Source organism: Sporosarcina sp. GW1-11 (assembly GCF_033088395.1).
Taxonomy (GTDB): Bacteria; Bacillota; Bacilli; order Bacillales_A; family Planococcaceae; genus Sporosarcina.
Genome location: NZ_JAPMIW010000016.1, coordinates 19,453 through 37,805 on the forward strand (window position 1 = coordinate 19,453; position 18,353 = coordinate 37,805).

19 protein-coding genes and 1 other annotated feature (1 of these 20 running past the window's edge) are annotated in these 18,353 nt (G+C 40.6%); all 19 genes read right to left on the reverse strand.

Annotated features, from left to right (window positions below; genetic code table 11):
* Window positions 1-46 precede the first annotated feature (46 nt).
* The 19 genes from ORD22_RS10795 to ORD22_RS10885 all read right to left on the reverse strand — a co-directional run bounded on the left by ORD22_RS10795 (window position 47) and on the right by ORD22_RS10885 (window position 18,189).
* Window positions 47-1,252 carry an acetyl-CoA C-acyltransferase gene (locus ORD22_RS10795; RefSeq protein WP_317645985.1) on the reverse strand — a complete coding sequence of 402 codons (1,206 nt, stop codon included), beginning with the start codon at window positions 1,250-1,252 and terminating at the stop codon, window positions 47-49.
* Window positions 1,249-2,121 (reverse strand): 3-hydroxyacyl-CoA dehydrogenase, encoded by an 873-nt coding sequence (locus ORD22_RS10800; protein WP_317645986.1) that lies wholly within the window; start codon window positions 2,119-2,121, stop codon window positions 1,249-1,251. The genes ORD22_RS10795 and ORD22_RS10800 overlap by 4 nt, the downstream gene beginning before the upstream one ends.
* 95 nt (window positions 2,122-2,216) lie before the next feature.
* On the reverse strand, window positions 2,217-3,731 hold the full coding sequence (locus tag ORD22_RS10805; protein ID WP_317645987.1) for an aldehyde dehydrogenase family protein: 1,515 nt from the start codon (window positions 3,729-3,731) through the stop codon (window positions 2,217-2,219).
* Window positions 3,732-3,745: 14 nt separating this feature from the next.
* Window positions 3,746-4,519, reverse strand: a complete 774-nt coding sequence (locus tag ORD22_RS10810) for an enoyl-CoA hydratase-related protein (RefSeq protein WP_317645988.1) — start codon at window positions 4,517-4,519, stop codon at window positions 3,746-3,748.
* A gap of 13 nt (window positions 4,520-4,532) precedes the next feature.
* The gene (locus ORD22_RS10815) at window positions 4,533-5,309 is read right to left on the reverse strand and encodes an enoyl-CoA hydratase/isomerase family protein (RefSeq protein WP_317645989.1); all 777 of its coding nucleotides are present in this window, start codon (window positions 5,307-5,309) and stop codon (window positions 4,533-4,535) included.
* Complete coding sequence (locus tag ORD22_RS10820) at window positions 5,306-5,611, reverse strand: EthD family reductase (protein WP_317645990.1); 306 nt, start codon at window positions 5,609-5,611, stop codon at window positions 5,306-5,308. The genes ORD22_RS10815 and ORD22_RS10820 overlap by 4 nt, the downstream gene beginning before the upstream one ends.
* A gap of 14 nt (window positions 5,612-5,625) precedes the next feature.
* A complete protein-coding gene (paaD, locus tag ORD22_RS10825) occupies window positions 5,626-6,129 on the reverse strand; it encodes a 1,2-phenylacetyl-CoA epoxidase subunit PaaD (RefSeq protein ID WP_317645991.1) in 504 nt (167 codons plus the stop codon).
* 23 nt (window positions 6,130-6,152) lie between these two features.
* Window positions 6,153-6,965: a 1,2-phenylacetyl-CoA epoxidase subunit PaaC gene (gene paaC, locus ORD22_RS10830; RefSeq protein WP_317645992.1), complete on the reverse strand. Its 813-nt coding sequence runs from the start codon at window positions 6,963-6,965 to the stop codon at window positions 6,153-6,155.
* Window positions 6,962-7,309 (reverse strand): 1,2-phenylacetyl-CoA epoxidase subunit PaaB, encoded by a 348-nt coding sequence (paaB, locus tag ORD22_RS10835; protein WP_317645993.1) that lies wholly within the window; start codon window positions 7,307-7,309, stop codon window positions 6,962-6,964. Before paaB ends, paaC begins: the two co-directional genes overlap by 4 nt.
* 14 nt (window positions 7,310-7,323) lie before the next feature.
* Window positions 7,324-8,277, reverse strand: coding sequence for a 1,2-phenylacetyl-CoA epoxidase subunit PaaA (gene paaA / locus ORD22_RS10840; protein ID WP_317645994.1), 954 nt, complete (start codon window positions 8,275-8,277; stop codon window positions 7,324-7,326).
* A 148-nt stretch (window positions 8,278-8,425) separates the two neighbouring features.
* Window positions 8,426-8,665, reverse strand: coding sequence for a ferredoxin (locus ORD22_RS10845; protein WP_317645995.1), 240 nt, complete (start codon window positions 8,663-8,665; stop codon window positions 8,426-8,428).
* A gap of 32 nt (window positions 8,666-8,697) precedes the next feature.
* A complete protein-coding gene (locus ORD22_RS10850; RefSeq protein ID WP_317645996.1) occupies window positions 8,698-9,732 on the reverse strand; it encodes an NAD(P)/FAD-dependent oxidoreductase in 1,035 nt (344 codons plus the stop codon).
* 286 nt (window positions 9,733-10,018) lie between these two features.
* The gene (locus tag ORD22_RS10855) at window positions 10,019-11,197 is read right to left on the reverse strand and encodes an ABC transporter substrate-binding protein (RefSeq protein ID WP_317645997.1); all 1,179 of its coding nucleotides are present in this window, start codon (window positions 11,195-11,197) and stop codon (window positions 10,019-10,021) included.
* A 17-nt stretch (window positions 11,198-11,214) separates the two neighbouring features.
* A complete protein-coding gene (locus ORD22_RS10860) occupies window positions 11,215-11,955 on the reverse strand; it encodes an ABC transporter ATP-binding protein (protein ID WP_317645998.1) in 741 nt (246 codons plus the stop codon).
* Window positions 11,952-12,722, reverse strand: coding sequence for an ABC transporter ATP-binding protein (locus ORD22_RS10865; RefSeq protein WP_317645999.1), 771 nt, complete (start codon window positions 12,720-12,722; stop codon window positions 11,952-11,954). Before ORD22_RS10865 ends, ORD22_RS10860 begins: the two co-directional genes overlap by 4 nt.
* A 17-nt stretch (window positions 12,723-12,739) precedes the next feature.
* Window positions 12,740-13,774, reverse strand: a complete 1,035-nt coding sequence (locus tag ORD22_RS10870; protein WP_317646001.1) for a branched-chain amino acid ABC transporter permease — start codon at window positions 13,772-13,774, stop codon at window positions 12,740-12,742.
* On the reverse strand, window positions 13,774-14,652 hold the full coding sequence (locus ORD22_RS10875; protein ID WP_317646002.1) for a branched-chain amino acid ABC transporter permease: 879 nt from the start codon (window positions 14,650-14,652) through the stop codon (window positions 13,774-13,776). Before ORD22_RS10875 ends, ORD22_RS10870 begins: the two co-directional genes overlap by 1 nt.
* A gap of 28 nt (window positions 14,653-14,680) precedes the next feature.
* A complete protein-coding gene (locus tag ORD22_RS10880) occupies window positions 14,681-16,009 on the reverse strand; it encodes a phenylacetate--CoA ligase family protein (RefSeq protein ID WP_317646003.1) in 1,329 nt (442 codons plus the stop codon).
* A 593-nt stretch (window positions 16,010-16,602) separates the two neighbouring features.
* Window positions 16,603-18,189: a 2-isopropylmalate synthase gene (locus ORD22_RS10885; protein WP_317646004.1), complete on the reverse strand. Its 1,587-nt coding sequence runs from the start codon at window positions 18,187-18,189 to the stop codon at window positions 16,603-16,605.
* Window positions 18,190-18,244: 55 nt separating this feature from the next.
* Window positions 18,245-18,353 (reverse strand) — a binding site (T-box leader); it runs 129 nt beyond the window's last position.

Below are 18,353 nucleotides of genomic sequence, written 5' to 3' on the forward strand. Positions count from 1 at the left end.
CCTAGAAATGAAAAATAAAAGTTCACTCGCTTTTTAGTAATTCCTCTTAACTTTCAGCTCTTTCTACAATCATTGCAATTCCTTGTCCAACACCTATGCACATCGTTGCCAAGCCATATTGCGTATCTCGTTTATTCATCTCGTAGATTAATGACATTAAAATACGGGCACCGCTAGCTCCGAGCGGATGTCCAAACGCGATTGCACCACCGTTTACATTGACTTTACTTTGATCTAATTCCAACTGACGAATACACTCAAGTGACTGAGAAGCAAACGCTTCATTTAATTCAACTAATCCTATATCATCCACTGTCAAACCTGCTCGTTGTATCGCCTTACGAGACGCGTATATTGGTCCAAGGCCCATAACCGCCGGCTCAAGTCCTGCCACTGCACCTACTACATATCTTGCGAGTGGCTTCAAGCCTAGTTCTTTCGCTCTTTTTGCACTCATAACAAGAAGTGCTGCTGCTCCATCATTTACCCCGGATGCATTTCCCGCCGTCACTGTGCCACCTTCAAAAATTGGCCGTAATTTCCCCAGTGCTTCCAATGTTGTTTCGGGACGTGGGTGTTCATCTTTATCTACAATAACTTCATTACCTTTTCGATCTTTATATACAACTGGCACAATTTCTTGATTGAATACACCTTCCTCAATTGCTTGTCTTGCCCGAAGCTGACTTTCGTAGGCAAATGCATCTTGCTCCGCACGGGAAACACTGTAGCGTTCTGCCACATTTTCAGCTGTCTTCGGCATCGTATCAGAACCATACATTTCTTCTAATTTTTTATTCGTAAACCGCCAGCCGATGGTTGTATCGTGCATTTTCATATCGCCGCGCGGGAACTCAGTTTCTGGTTTTCCCATAACAAATGGTGCACGCGTCATGCTTTCTGTACCACCTGCGATGAAGATGTCTCCTTCTCCAGCCATAATAGCTCTTGCCGCATACATAACAGCGTCAAGACCTGAACCGCATAGGCGATTGATTGTCGTCCCTCCAACTTCTACTGGTAAGCCAGCAAGTAATGCCGACATGCGAGCAACATTACGATTGTCTTCACCGGCTTGGTTTGCGTTTCCAAACACTACCTCTTCGATTTCACCGGCAGGAAGACTTGGATTTCTGTCAAGTAGTGCTTTGATCACCGTTGCGCCAAGATCATCGGGTCGAATGGATTTCAGAGCTCCTTTATATCTGCCAAACGGGGTACGTACCGCGTCAATGATTACGACTTCATTCATGATTTCACCTGCTCCTTTTTGTCTGTATAGTCATAAATACCTTTTCCGCTCTTTCTTCCAAGTCGACCTGCTTTGACGTATTGTTCCAGTAGTGGAGCAGGTCGATATTTCTCGCCTAGTTTTTCATGCAAATACTTTAAGTTATTTAATCGTGCATCAAGTCCGACCAAGTCAACTAATTCAAATGGCCCCATAGGATAGTTCAAGCCCAATTTGATAGCTTTATCAATTTCTTCCGGAGTGCCCAAGCCTTCTTGCAACATATAAAATGCTTCATTTCCAACTAGTGCACTAATACGACTCGTAACAAACCCTGGGAACTCATTGATCACAACAGTCTCTTTCCCCATTTGTATCGCTACATTTTTAATCACTTCTGCTGTTTCATCACTTGTTTCTAGTCCACGTATAATTTCTACAAGAGGCATTTTATGTACGGGGTTAAAAAAGTGCATCGCGATAGTACGTTCAGGACGTTGGCAATATGAAGCGATTTCAGTCGGGCTCATTGTAGATGTATTTGTGGCAAAGTAGCAGGTAGAAGGCGCATTTTCATCGATCGTTTTAAATACTTCCTTTTTGATATCTGCCACCTCTGGGACAGCTTCAATAACAAGGTCAGCTGTTTTTGCAGCTTTCTTCAAATCTGTTTCGTAATACAGATGATTACGGACTTCTTCTGCTACCTTCTGAGTAATTTTCTTACGATCCAAACCTTTGGTAATAATAGAATCAATCTCACCTTCTGCGTTTGCCAGAGCATGCTGGTTTATGTCCACAATAGTGACAGCATAGCCACCTAACGCACCGACATACGCAATTCCTCTTCCCATAACGCCAGAACCAACGACCACGATGTTTTTAATCATGTTGCTTCCCCCTTTTATATTAGAATTCTAATTTGATAGTAAGAAGGAACAGAGGCCCAATAACTAGCCCCTGTTCCTTTATGGTACATTGTTTTTTACAAACCAAATGGATTCAATGGACGAGAGCCAAAGTAAGACATGATACTTTTCGTCTCTGAGTAAAGATCCAATGTTTCAATGGAAAGTTCACGACCAAATCCTGATTGTTTGTATCCTCCGAAAGGTGTTCCAGGGAACGCGGAGAAAGGTGAGTTGATCATCACGATACCTGCTTGGATTTGTTTAGCCACACGCGTTGCACGTGCACCGTCTTTAGACCAAACAGATGATGCAAGACCGAAATCAGAGTCATTCGCTAGTTTTACCGCTTCTTTTTCATTTGAGAATTTAGATAATACAACTACAGGTCCAAAGATTTCTTCTTGCACTACGCGCATCTCTTGTGTAACATTTCCAATTACTGTCGGTGCATACCAAAAGCCGTTTTCAAAACCTTCAGGATGTAGCTGTTTGCCGCCAGCCAAAACTTCTGCCCCTTCATCAATTGCTGATTGCACGTATTCTTTAACTGTATCTAATTGTCCTTGGTCAATTACCGCTCCAACATGAGTTTCTTTGCTGAATGGATCGCCAAGTACAATACGGTTTGTCTTTTCAACAAACTTTTCTACGAACTCATCGTAGACATCTTCGTGAATATAAATGCGGGAACGTGCATCGCAGGATTGACCTGTATTGTTGTAAATACCGTAAATAGAGCAGTCTACTGCTTGATCGATGTCTGCATCTTCAAAGATTAGGCTCGGTGATTTTCCGCCAAGCTCTAATGTTACACGTTTCAATGTTCCAGAAGCGCGAGACATGATATCTTTTCCGATTGGGGTAGATCCTGTGAACGCTACTTTGTTCACTAATTCATGTTCAACAAGGAAGTTACCGATCTCTGATCCAGATCCCGGTAAGATGTTCACTACGCCTTCTGGAACGCCTGCTTCATGACAAATTTCACCTAACACAATTGCTGTAAGTGGCGTCAAAGATGCTGGTTTGATGATTACTGAACAGCCTGCCGCTAGTGCCGGCGCAACTTTCCAAGCCGCCATCATTAGTGGGTAATTCCACGGGATAATTTGTGCACATACACCAACTGGCTCTTTTTCAGTATAGTTTTGAAATTGACCTGGCACATTGTTAACAGAGCCACGATGCGCAACTATTGCACCTGCATAAAACTCAAAGTCTTCTACTGCCTGGTTAATTTGTGCTTGTGCTGCCCCAATTGACTTTCCTGTGTTTAGCACTTCTAATTCTACTAATTCGTTAAAGCGACTTCTCATAATAGCGGCGATTTTATTAAGAACGCGTGCGCGACGCCCAGTAGGTGTAATCTTCCACTTCCCATTGTCAAATGCGTTGCGTGCAGCTTCAACCGCACGTTGTGCATCTTCCTTAGTCGCTTTTGCAACCTCCGCAAGAACTTCACCTGTTGCTGGATTATAAACTTTTGTACGAGCGCCGTTACTACTTTCCACCTGTTCACCATTGATAAATAGTTTATAAAAATCACGCTTCATAGCTTGTGCTTTTTCTTGTTCTTGAACTTTTGTCATTATACTTCCTCCTTTTATTTACCAATGAATTCAGGTGTTCTTTTACTTTTAAATGCTTCTACACCTTCACGGTGATCTGCAGTCAACCCAGCAATTCGCTGACCTTCCGCTTCACGCTGAAGAAATGTTTCGAATGGCAATGTCTGAGCTTCATTTAATCCTCTTTTAATCAAGCCGATTGCCTTTGTTGGTAACATAGCAATTCGCTTTGCAAATGCTGCTATTTCTGCGTCAAAATCTTCTTGTGGGATAACTTTCGTTGCCAATCCCAAATCCAGTGCCTGCATCGCAGTAACTTTTTCACCCAAGATTGAAATTTCTGCCGCCTTTGCCGTTCCCACCAATTGCGATAAATAATACAAATTTCCACTGTCAGGAATGAGCCCTACATGAATAAATGCGTTTATATAACTGGCCTTCTCAGACATCAAACGGAAATCACACGCGAGAGCAAGACTAAATCCTGCACCCGCTGCCACTCCATTTACTGCTGCTATAATTGGCTTTTCTGATTTCTTTATTTCCAAAACCATTGGACCGTAATGGTCTCTAAGTACTTGTCCATGATCCATATTCTCGTCAACTTCAGATAGATCTTGACCGGAACAGAATGCTCTGCCCGCACCTTTTATGACGATACATCTTGCATTGTCATCCTTTGATGCCTTACGTAACGCTTCTTTAACTTCACGGTTCATTTGTGCTACGAAAGCGTTTAATTTATCAGGACGATTCAATGTTATCCAAGCAATACCATCCTCTAGTTCGTATTGAATCGTTTCAAACATTAAGATCGTCTCCTTATTTCCCTTGATATATCGGTTTTCTCTTTTCGACAAAAGCTTGCATTCCCTCTTTTTGGTCTTCAGATGAAAATAACAGATAGAAATTCTTTCGTTCATACTGCATGCCTTCATACAATGAATAATCAACCGCCTTATTCACTGAGTCTTTAATCATCCGAAGAGCAAGTGGTGGCATTCCAGCTAATTTTTCTGCAAACCGCAGAGCTTCCTCATGTAATACTTCAGCAGAGACGATTCGGTTGATCACTCTATGCTTCAGTAATTCTTCAGCCTTGATTCGTTCACCGGTCCATAGCCACTCTATTGCTTTCGTACGACCAACAAGCTTAGTCAAACGCTGTGTCCCACCAGCTCCTGGCATGACGCCAAGACTCACTTCCGGAAATGAAAACTCTGTTCCATTTGCGGCTAGTAGAATATCGCAACAAAGAGCAAGCTCAAAACCTCCGCCAAAGACAAATCCATGAACTGCACCGATGACGGGTTTTTTGATCAGAGGAATTTGATCCCAGTCGGCAAACTGATTCAACAGTTCAAGACTCATCGAATCCGCTCCTGCCATCTCATCTATATCAGCACCAGATGAAAAAGCCTTTCCTCTGCCAGCAAGCAAAATTACGCGTACTTCGTCATTCCGATCAAACGACTGCATCGCTTCCAAAATTTCACGGACCATTTCACGATTCAATGAATTTAATTGTTTAGGTCTGTTCAATTCAATCAAGCCAATTCGCTGATCAACCGATGTTTCTATGAATTTGTAGACTGTCATTGGCTGTCTTCGCCAATCATCAAAGTAACTAGTTTCCCTGCAAAGCCCATCAAGTCTTTTCCAGAAGCTCTTCCTTCATCGGAACTAAGGCCCGCTTTTAATGCATCCATATCATCGTAGGTCATTTCACACATTAGATAATACGGGGATTCTCCACCCATCGGATTGCCCGTGAATTTCGTTACCTTCATTTCACGCAAACCAGGAATCTTTGCTGTAATCGGCGAATGAACATTGAAGTAATGCTCGTCAAATTCCTCTTTATTTTCAGGGTGTTTATATAGTGCTACTAATTTTGCCATTTAAATTCCTCCAGTTACATTATTGTTGAAACAGGTTTCATTGCTTCGAACGGCGTTTTGCAGCTTTTGCAATATAAAATACTTCTGCAAGCGGTCGGTCCGAATATATTCTCCATCGTTACGTAGGTTGATTCGCAATATGGACAATCTACATGCCACGACCCATCTTCCTTCAGATGGCGAGGAGGCGCTGCGATTCCAAACTCTTTCAAACCCTTTTTTCCGTTTTCTGTCACGCGGTCAGATGTCCAGGGTGGACTGTAAATAAATTCAACTTCAACGTGTTTGACATCCGGCAGCTCCATCACAGCATTCTTTGTATTATTTCTAATAATCTCAAGTGCCGGACATCCTAAAAATGTAGGCAACAACGTTACCTTGATCTGATCAGGTTCAACCTCAACCTTTTCCACCATGCCAAGATCTACTATACTGACCGTATCAATTTCAGGGTCCTTAACGCTTTCAAGCACCTTCCATACTGCTGAACTTAGTACGTTTGTTACTGGAGCTACCATTTCCAAACACCTCTTTCTTTCTATTACCAGCTAGTAGCTGTATCAAGTCTGTACACTTCAGAAAGTGTATCGATTGCTGTCTGTAATTCTTCCGTATGTTGTCCATTACGACCATTCAGTTTTGGGCTTGGTATTTCCGGCAAATTAATTCCCACTTTTTCAAAGGTTGGACGCATTGCTTCCATCCACTTTTCTTGTAGTTCTTCTTCAGTTCCAATCAAACCAAAACGCTCTATCGCTTCTTTCTGATCTCCATAAGAGAATAAGTCACCCATATCCTGAACGACTAACTCAATTGCGTTAACCATTCGGCTTTTCGCTTCTTCCGTCGAGCTCAACAGTTGCTCAAACCATACTTTCCAATGCATCGCATGGTAGTAGAGTTCCATATTTATTTTTATAGCAAGATCAACAAGCGGTTCATAAGAGCAATTTTCGCGAAGAGAATCGATTTTCACTTTTTTCGCTTGTGTATAGAAGTAACTTCTGACAACTGTGTAAGCCCAGTCATATTGTGGTGTGTCCATGTAGTAGCCGTCACCATTTACTCGTTCAGTAATGATACTATTTTTACGCTCTTCTGCAGAACGCAGATGAGCAAGATCATCTGCTTTCTCTAGACCAAGATCTTCTAGCAACTTATAGTACATCGCTGCATGACCCATCGTATCTTGTGTGATTGAGGAGGATGCAACATCTTCCTCAATGTGTGGGGCAAGGCCTAACCACTCCGAAGCCCGAAATGAAAATAGAAAATCATCATCCGCCAATTGAAATAATAGCGCCTCTAATGCTTCTTTTTCTTCTGCACTCATCATCTTCTCTACGTTACTCATTTCTTTCTCCCCCCCGCCCAAGATAGGATTTCCTTTTCATCCAGCATGCCTTGTTCATATTCACGCCACTTTTTACGCAGATAGCCGTAGCCCTTTGTAGTACGGTAATCTTTGTTATCCAGACGCTTCAGTGAAAGACGTTCTTCTTGATTCATACTGCGGATATGCTTTTTATTCACAACCCAAATATCGACAACCGGTTCACGGCGCATAAAGTTTTCTTGTGCCATGATAAGTGCCATATCTTCGTTTGGTGCCAGCAAATCGAATTGGTGCTGGTATGATGCAGTAGGTGTACGCTTACTGAATACTTCAAATTCCTGATAAAATGTATTCTCTGACATTCTCCATCGCTCCTTTATTGAATAACTGCACTTAACGCTTCACGTACCCACGCGTTGTTCTGATAGGATGAACGGCGAAGATTGAGGCGCGCTTGTGATTTTGGTCCATTATTTGTAATGATCTTTTTGAACTCTGCCCAGTCTGGCTGCTGATAGCTCCACAGCTGTTTTTCATCATCGTAATGCAATGTGGAATCTGGAATCGTTAAACTAAGTGATAGGATCCTTGGTATATATTTATCCAAGAAACTTTGACGCAACTCTTCGTTTGTGTTTTTACGAATACGATATTTAATCGTTGCCTCTTGCTTGGATGTGCCTGTAGTTTCCTTGCTTGGCGGTCCAAAGAACATAAGAAGCGCAGGCCACCAGCGGTTGAGTGCGTCTTGGACCATTGCCTTTTGTTCATCTGTTCCTTCAGCAAGCGCCATAATGATTGCTTCCCCATGTTGCGCATGGAAAACTTCTTCTGCACAAATACGTTGTAATGCTTTAGCGTAAGGGCCATAAGAAGCATCTAGCATATTTGTTTGTGTAATGATTGCTGCTCCATCTACTAACCAGCCTATCAAACCTGCATCTGCCCATGTTTTTGTCTCCATATGAAAAACATTGTGAAACTTCAAGTCTTCATCAAACAAATCTTGCATTAAATCGCCACGAGTTCTGCCATAGGGCTTCATAAGGTCTTCAGCTACTCGAAGTAACAACTGACCGTGTCCCATCTCATCTTGCACTTTTGCCATAATACCGAGTTTACGGTAAAGTGACGGTGCTTTCGGTACCCATTCCTTCTCAGGAAGTGCTCCCATGATTTCACTAATGCCATGCATGGAAATAAGTTTGATCAATGTTTGGCGATATTCCTCCGGCATCCAATCATCTGCTTGGATTTTATCTCCGTTCTCTATACGCTCCATAAAGTGTTCCATTTTCTCATTTTCTGTAAGTACTTTCATCGTAACCATTTATCCAATTCCTCCTTTAATTTCTGAATAGGTTAATAAAGCACGCCCCCGCATAAACGATTTATATCGCATTCTATATTCAAACAATTATATATAACAATTTAATTAAATTTATCGAAAACTCGTTATACGTAGGGGTAAAAAAATATTAGACTGTTTCTAGGACGATTGGTTGGTCCGACACTTTAATAGAATCCGTTGGACAACCTTCTATAGCGTCTTCTAAGTCATCGATTAAATCTTCATCTACTTCCGCTGTACCTTCATTGTTATCCAGATGAACGAATGCAAATCCTTCATCATTATATTCAAAAATATCGGGTGCACTCGCACCACATGCGCCGCAAGCTATGCAAGTTGATTGGTCAACAATAGTATGTGTAGCCATAAGAGGCGTCCTCCTTTAATCTAGTCAAATGTTCAAGAACTGACTGGGACCTGTTGTCGTTTATTATTTTCCTTTTGTTCCATTAGTGTTGTACTATGAGTTGCCTGGACTTTAGCTGTTGGATCAATATAGACCTTAGCATTGCTAACAGCTGTAGGGGCTTCACCAAAACCGCTAGCGATAAGCTTAACCTTTCCTTCATACGTGCAAATATCACCCACAGCATAAATACCTTCGATGTTTGTTTCCATTTTAGAGTTAACAACGATACTGTTTTTTTCAATTTGCAATCCCCAATCTTTAATCGGACCTAGGGAAGAGACGAATCCGTAGTTGACTATGACTTCATCGACTGCGATTTCTTCTGTTGTTTCCGTTTTAACTTTATTAAGTATGACTCGCTCAATCTTCTCTTCTCCAACAAAAGATACTGGTGTGTACGGTGTTTTGATTTCTACTTTGGAGTTCATTAAGTTTTCTACACTTGCCTCATGTGCACGGAATTTATCACGACGATGAATGAGTGTTACCTTACTAGCAATAGGCTCTAGCATAAGTGACCAATCCACAGCAGAATCACCACCACCAAAAATTTGCACATTTTTATCTGCAAAGTATTGTAGGTCTTTAATGAAGTAATGCAAATTCTTATCTTCAAATCGATCTGCATTTTCAACATCCAATTTTCGAGGTTGGAATGCTCCATTTCCTGCCGTAATGATGATCGCTTTAGAAAAATATATTTCCTTATTCGTTGTAATTCTGAAGTTCCCATCATCTTGTTTTTCAACTTCGCGAACATCCTGACCTAATGTGACAGTAGGTTCGAATTGGGACATTTGTTCGACCAAATTATTAATTAGATCTTGCCCTGTTATTTTTGGGAATCCTGCAATATCATAAATATACTTTTCAGGATATAAAGCTGAAAGTTGACCGCCCAACTGTGGAAGGCTTTCAATTAGATTTACAGACATTTGACGCATCCCTGCATAGAAAGCAGTGAATAAACCAACGGGACCGCCACCGATTATAGTAACATCATAAACTTTCTGTTCATTGGTCATATTCTAATTCCCTCTCTTTCGGAAGAATGTTAACATCTTTTAAGTATAACAATTGCTAAACGTCTATTTAATTTGTGTTATATTTAGTATCTTAAACGAATTTGTAAGCGTTGTCAACTGCGTATTCAGAATAATTTATGTTTCTTTTACTACTCCATATTCCTTCGTAATATAACTAGATTGGTAGACATTAAGAGGAGCACTTAAACGAAATCATCAAAGGATTCATCCTCTTCTAAGGTAGCCTCAATAGAAAAGACACTGCACTACAGCAGTGTCTTAGATATCATTCTAGATATGTCCACTTTCCATCCTTAACAGTAGCCAGGACGAAACTTTCTGGTCCAAGTCCGTTGTGATCTTCGGATGTATAATTAAAGACGCCTGTCGCGCCCGTCCATTCTTGAATGTTGTTTTCCAAATAATCACGAATAGACTCACGGTCAATGGCACCGTTCTTCAAGGCTTCCACAGCTAACATAACGTTATCATAACCATAAGATCCAAAATTGGTCGGTTCGCTGTCGTATTTGGCTGTATATTCATCATAGAATTTTGATACAACATCATATTGGACATCATCTTTAGGAATTTGATTAGGGAATAGTAGTTTACCTGTCGGAATTACTACTCCTTCTGCTGCCTCTCCCGCCAAAGAGATGAAGTTTTGGTTGGCAATGCCGTGACTTCCTAAAATCGGCAACTTTACGCCCAGATCATGCGTATTTTTCGCTACAACAGCAGGGCCAGGATTAGTTCCCCATACAACAATTGCTTCGGCTTTTGCACTGTTTATTTTTGTTACTTGGGCACTCATATCTGGATCTTGTGTATTGTAGTTTTCTTTTGCTACAATTTTAATACCATATTTTTCGGCAAGCCCTTCCAACTGTTCTGCTCCACTCGAACCAAATGCATTGGAATCACTGATTATTCCTATTTTGCCAATTCCCTGCTCATTCAAGTGCATATAGATACGTTCTACTGCTTGTCTATCTGATTGTGGTGTCTTAAACACCCACTTGGCCTGGTCAACCGGCTCAACAATATGTGTGCTTGCTGCGGCTGAAATCATGGGAACTTGCTGTTGCGTTGCAATCCCTTTCATCGCCAAACTTTCACCACTTCCTGAAGATCCAAGCAGTACTAAGACGTTTTCATCGTTCACTAAGCGGTTAGCTTCTTGGGTTGCCTTTTCTTGACTTGATTCATCATCAGCTAAAATTATCTTCACTGGAATACCATCTATTCCGCCTTCTTTGTTAATCTTTTCTTCCAATAGTTTAGTCGCATTCCACTCTGGTTCACCTAATGGACTATTTGGACCTGTTTTGGAGTATATTGCTCCAATTTTGTATTCAGTTAATTCCCCTCCATCAGCCTTTTCGGCATCTGCATCGTTGCATGCAGCTAAAATAATCGCGGTAATAATTGATAAGAAAATCATCGGTAACTTTTTGAACATATTCTCATCCTCCATTATCAATGTACTGTATGGCCCAAATAGGCTTCCTTCACTTCTGGATCATTTAGTAATTCATTTGAACTTCCACTTTTAATGATTTCGCCATGGGAGATAACATACCCTCGATCAGCAATCCTAAGTGAAGCATTCAAGTTTTGTTCAATCAATAAAATAGTCGTTCCAAATTGAGCCCGTAAATCACGTACAAGTTCTAATACGTCTTTGGCGATAAGTGGGGCAAGTCCCAATGTTGGTTCATCTAATAGTAATAAATCAGGCTCTGCCATCATTCCTCTTGCAATAGCTAGCATTTGTTGTTGCCCACCAGACATCGTTCCACCAAGTTGTTCCTTACGATCACTTAAAATAGGGAACAATTCAAACACTTTATTCATATTTGCTTCTATCGTTTGTTTGTTAGTCGATCTACGATGATGGTAAGCACCTAAATATAGATTATCTAGTACTGTCATTGTAGAAAATATTTGTCTATGCTCAGGTACATGAATTAGATGCTTTTCGACAATCTTCTCCGCGTTCATTCCGGTAATATCTGTACCTTGGTAGATAATTTGCCCAGTTGTTGGACGGAGTAACCCTGAAACTGTTTGTAAAAGTGTTGTTTTTCCTGCTCCATTTGCGCCGAGTAATGCGACAACTTCTCCACGTTCAACAGATAACGATACGTTGTTTAATGCTTGAATCGGTCCATAGCTGACAGAACAATTGATGATTTCAAGTAACTTCTGTTGACTCATATTGCCTCCTCCTCGACTTCTGCGCCTAAATAAGCAGTAATGACTGCCTCATCCGCTTGAATCTCCCTTGGAGTACCTTCCGCAATTTTTATCCCCTGATCTAAGACAATGAGTTTATCGCAAATACTCATGACAAGATCCATGTCATGCTCGACAACCAAAACTGTGACCCCTGTATCGCGTACTTTTTTGATCAATGCACTCATTTCAGATGTCTCACTATGGTTCAATCCGGCTGCAATTTCATCCAGCAAAAGAAGTTTGGGTCTTGTCGCATAGGCGCGGGCAAATTCCAAAAGACGTAATTTACCGAGCGATAAACTGGATGCTTTTTGGTCAAAAACCGATTCTAAATGGAAAAACTGTAAAACTTCCATAGCCTCTTCATAAACTTTACGTTCATTTTTTGTAATACCTAGAAGCATTGATGCAAATCCTGCTACGTTTTGTTTTGTTCTCATATGCTGGCCTACCATTACATTCTCAATGACTGTCATACTTTTAAAAACTTGTAGGTTTTGAAAGGTACGTGAAACACCTAGCGGAGCCACTTTATACGAAGGAAGCTTATCGATCTTCGCTCCGCAAAATAAAATACTGCCTTCTGTCGGAGGAAAAATTGAAGATATCATGTTGAACATTGTGCTTTTCCCAGCCCCATTAGGTCCGATTAACCCGACAATCTGCCCTTCATCCACGGTGAAGCTAACATCACTATTTGCGATAACCCCGCCAAACCTTTTTGTAACTGAATTTACTTGTAACAATGTTCATCGCCTCCTTATTATGAAATACTCCTTTTCACTGGTACAACCGCCAATGCTTCTTTTTTCTTTGTCCGTTTAATTGAAGCGGTATCAAACCAGCTTGTAATTGTAGGGAACAACCCACGTGGTAAGAAGATGACAACTAAAATCAGGATCAATCCATAAATCACATGTTCAAAGTCACTAGTGATGAATGGAAACTGTTCGCCGAGTGCATGAACAGTAATTCCGACCAAGCGGATCAGCAGTGTCCCAATCAATGCACCCCAAACACTTCCACTCCCACCCAATACAACCATCGCCAGGAAAAGGATTGATGCGTCAAACGTAAACGCAGAAGGTGAAATACTATAACTCATATGAGCAAACAGCCATCCAGCAAGTCCTGCAAACATAGCACTCAAAACAAAGACTTGCATCTTGTATTGACCCGTATTGACCCCCATTGAACTTGACGCAATTTCGCTGTCATGAATGGAACGAAGCGCCCGTCCTGCTCGGGAATGAACAATATTTAATGAAAGAATTAATACAATCAAGACAAAGAACCACACTAAGAAATAATATGGAACTCCCTGATTAATTGTCATACCGAATAGTGATAACTGAGGAATTCCATACAAACCTGACGCGCCCATTGTGATTCCTTTCCATTCAACGAGCAAAGTATGAACGATAATCCCAAAAGCTAGCGTTGCCATGGCTAAGTAATAGCCACTTAACCTGGACATCGTATATCCCATAACGAATGCTAGAAGACCGGATACTAACAAGGCTACCGGTAAACTTAGCCAAGGGCTCCAACCAAGCGTTGTAGTTAGAACGGATGTAGTATATGCTCCTATCCCATAAAACGCTGCCTGTCCCAAAGAGATTTGTCCGGCATACCCCATTAATAAACCTAAGCCAATTGCTATAATTGCGTATATACCTGCGAAAGTTGCTTGTGTAATGAAGAATGATTGTGTAACTACTAATGGAAATGCGAGGATTGCCAAAGAGAATATTACTACGCCCCACCATTTCGTCTGTTGAACGCCACGTAATTTCATTACAACCCTCCCTTTCCAATGGTTTTTTCACCTAAGATACCGTTCGGCCTTATCAGTAGTATTACTAAGAAGATTGAAAATGTAATAGCATCCTTCATTCCAGAACTGACGTATCCAGCACCCATAGATTCAAACAACCCTATCAAAAGACCACCTATAACTGCTCCCGGTGCACTGCCAAGCCCTCCTAAGATCGCTGCTGAAAATCCTTTAATCCCCAACATAGCTCCCATGTCGTATGCCGGAAAAATAATCGGAGCGATTGCAAGACCCGCTATTGCACCTAGTGCAGCGCTCAAGACAAACGAAAACGAAGACATTCGCGTAGGGCTGATTCCCATCAAGCGAGCGGCAATTGGATTGACAGACGATGCTTGAAATGCTTTTCCAATCATTGTTTTATCTATGAACATATACATAAGGGCAACGACTAACAGCATGATTAATACGACCCAAATTGCTTGTGGTGTAACAGAAGCCCCTCCAAAAGTGATTGGTGTATTATCCGTGAAAGAATCCACTCGATGCTGATCTTTCCCCCACACCATACTGCTCACACCACGGATGAATATCGAAGTTCCAATTGTCAAGATGATCAAGCTAATGGCGTCAGCGCCTTTTGCTCTGCGGACGAGGATAAATTCCATCAACCATCCGATCATTGTCACAAAGAAAATGGTAGCAATAAACGAAAGCCAGTATGGAACTCCTGCGGATACTAGTGAAAACATCGTCAATCCACCAAGCATTACAAATTCACCTTGTGCTAAATTAATTACTTTCGTCACACTGTAAATGGTGACAAAGCCTAAAGCTACAATCGCATAAATGCTACCAATTGTGATCCCTGTTAATGTAAACTGTAAAAAGTCCCCCATTCACTCACCCCCTTATCCATTGTTATTTTTACATACTCACAGCTGTGGGTTCTCGTCGATCCACGATACGCGTCGCTTTTCCTTCAGACCTTGGAAGCGTCTTCGGAGCATTGAGTACGACGTCTACCGATATTAGACATGCATTTTTCAGTTGATGCTGAATTTTGCGTTTCATAAGCACAATGGATTCATGACTTAAGTCACCACCCACTTGATCGTAAATCGTACAATCCACTTCAATGTGTAACTCAATAGCATCCATGACACCTTTACGAATTAGCTGGATTTGATAAACAGGTGCAAGGCCATCTATTTGAAGTAGCTCTCGCTCGATTTCAGATGGAAACACGTTTACACCTCGAACGATAATCATATCGTCTGTTCTTCCTTTAACACGAGACATCCGAGTCGTCGTTCTGCCACACTTACACTTTTCCCGCGTAATTGATGCTATATCTCCTGTCCGGTAGCGGATGATTGGAAGCGCTTCCTTTTGCAAGCTAGTAAATACTAATTCACCGGTTTCACCATCAGCAACAGGTTCTAGCGTATCTGGATCTATTACCTCTACAAAAAAATGATCATCTGCAATATGAAGTCCGTCTTGCACTTCATGACATTCAATTGCCACTCCTGGACCCATGATTTCACTTAGTCCATAAATATCTACTGCTTTAATATCTAATTTACTTTCCAGCTTCTGGCGCATCCCTTCTGACCAAGCTTCCGCTCCAAAAATACCATATTCCAGATTTGTTTTTCGTGGATCCATACCCAACTCTTCCATCTTTTCAACTATACTTAAAACATAGGATGGTGTTCCGCAAATTCCACGTGGTTGTAAATCATTGATTATCGTGATTTGACGCTCTGTATTACCTCCAGAGATAGGAATCGTGGCAACACCTAACTCATCAGCACCTTGATGTAATCCTAGTCCACCTGTAAATAATCCATAGCCATACGCGTTATGGAAAACATCTGATTTCTTCCCACCTGCTGCTACAATAGCGCGCGCAACGAGCACTCCCCAATTTTTCAGATCTGTTTCAGAATAACCTACAATTGTTGGTTTTCCACTAGTTCCCGAAGATCCATGAATTCGAGTTACTTCCTCAATTGGTATTGCAAATAAGCCATATGGATATTGATCACGAAAGTCTTTTTTCTTCGTGAACGGTAGTTTTTTAATGTCCTCCAAGGAGCAGATATCTTCAGGCTTAATTTGAAGTTCGTCGAATTTCTGTCTATAGAATTCAACATTCCCGTATACGTTTGTTACTGTCTTTTTCAAACCGTTTAACTGCAATACCTTCATTTCCTGATTGGATGCGCTTTCAATTTCCGGATTGTACATGGTAAATCCTCCCTTTAATATTAGTCATTTGACATTTTGAAGTATAACATATACTTAACGGTTAAAGGTGTATGTGTTATGTATAGGAATACATTAATACAACGACTCTATAAAGTCAACAAAAATTTCTGAATATTCCTTACCTAATCAATACCTGTAAAATGAATATCCTATTATTCATTGAATATATCGATGAACTTTAGAAAAAAACCACCAAATCATAACGATAAAATTACACTATCATTCACTTTTAAAAATAATATTTTATATGGTTCAATAGTCCATAAATGAATAACGGTTTATTCACACCCAGCCACCACACGTTATACTAGTAAAATGATAAACTAATAAAAGATTGAGTGTTATATAAAGAATCCCTCAGTGCTCGTTTCTTTACGGGCGACATTTTAGTACTATACATCATTAAAGTATCCGAGGGTAATATTCATGGAATATAAATACAAATTAAATAGATTCCTCCGTCGTAAGTATCTCATATACTTTGAAAACAACAGACAATAGACATTTATTTTTATATTTACACATAAGAAAAGACAGAAGTCCATTTGGGCTTCTGCCTTTTTCACTTCAAATTAACTAGTTACTTCATGGAGTTGCTTAGCTGTTTCCTTAATCTGTTCTACGATTACACTATTGATTGCATTCATATAAGCCAATCCACTCGCCTTCAAAATATCTGTATCAGCAGCTTTGGCAACGTATTTTTCACCTTCATGCTCAATTGTAATTTTCACTTTACCTAGCGCATCTTTACCACGCGAAACACTGCTAATATCATACTCCACTAGCTTCACTGGGATTTTTGTAATATCAGCAATTGCCGAATACAGCGCATCAATTGGACCTGATCCAACGGCACTTGCTTTAAAGGTTTCTTCACCTCTACGAATTTTTACGCTCGCTGAAGGGAAGCTAGAGTTACTAACGACTTGCAAATCTTCAAATTCAAAGAAATGGTCACTATAGTTGGTGACGTGATCTTTGTCATGTTTTTCATAATAGCTTTCTACAATTACATATAAATCATGATCATACACTTCTTTTTTAACGTCTGCTAATGCTAAGAACCCTTCAAAAATCCCTTCAAAATCACTTGAATCTAATTGAGCAAATCCTAGTTTTTCAAGCGCATTTTTCACCGCGTGACGTCCAGAACGTGCAGTCAAGATAAGTTCCATATCATCTAAACCTACATCTTCTGGATGAACGATTTCATAGGCATCTCTTGATTTCAACAAGCCGTCTTGATGGATTCCGGAAGAATGGGCGAAAGCATTATCTCCCGTAATCGCTTTGTTCACTTGCACGTCTAGTCCCATGAAACTCGATACTAAACGTGAAGTATTCATAATTTCTTTCGTATTAATTTGTGTATTGACGTTATAGATGGAACTTCTTGTTTTCAATGCCATGACGACTTCTTCAAGCGCTGCATTTCCTGCACGTTCACCGATACCGTTAATTGTACACTCTACTTTATCTGCACCGTTCTTCACCGCGGCTAGTGTATTCGCTGTGGCCATACCTAAATCATTGTGGCAATGAACGCTTAATAATACGTCTGGATTCAAGTTTTTCATTCGATCATTTAATTTGTAAATCATTGCTCCGAATTCTTCAGGTTCCGCAAAGCCTACTGTGTCAGGCACGTTGATCATCGTAGCCCCTGCCTTCATGACAGATTCAATCGTATGCCATAGATATTCAAATTCTGAACGCGAGGCATCTTCCGTTGAATATTGAACTTGTGGAAGTAATGTTTTAGCATATTTTACAGCATCTACGCCTATTTGTAGAATTTGATCTTTAGATTTATTGAACTTCTTCTCTACGTGAATATCGGATGTTCCAAGCACCATATGGATCATTGGATTTTCAGCATATTTCACCGCATTGTAGACGGAATCGATATCAGCTTTTACAGCACGAGCTAGTGCAGTGATCATAATATCGTTTGTGTTACCCACTTTTTGAGCAACCGCTTTCACCGCATCAAAATCACCTTGAGATGAAGCAGGAAATCCAGCTTCGATAATATCGACGCCCAACTTCTTGAGTTGCTGTGCGATTTCTACTTTTTCATAAAGATTTAGTTTAGCCCCTGGTACCTGTTCACCATCACGTAACGTCGTATCAAACACCCAAATTTTTCTGTTCATCTCATTGCACTCCTTTTTTTAAAAAAATATAAAAAACCCCGACTCTATATAGAAATATAGAGACGAGGTTATACTCGCGGTACCACTCTAATTGATTTGTCATGATAACAAATCCACTTGTCGACAGCAATCACTGTCTATCCCGATAACGGAGGAAACCGACA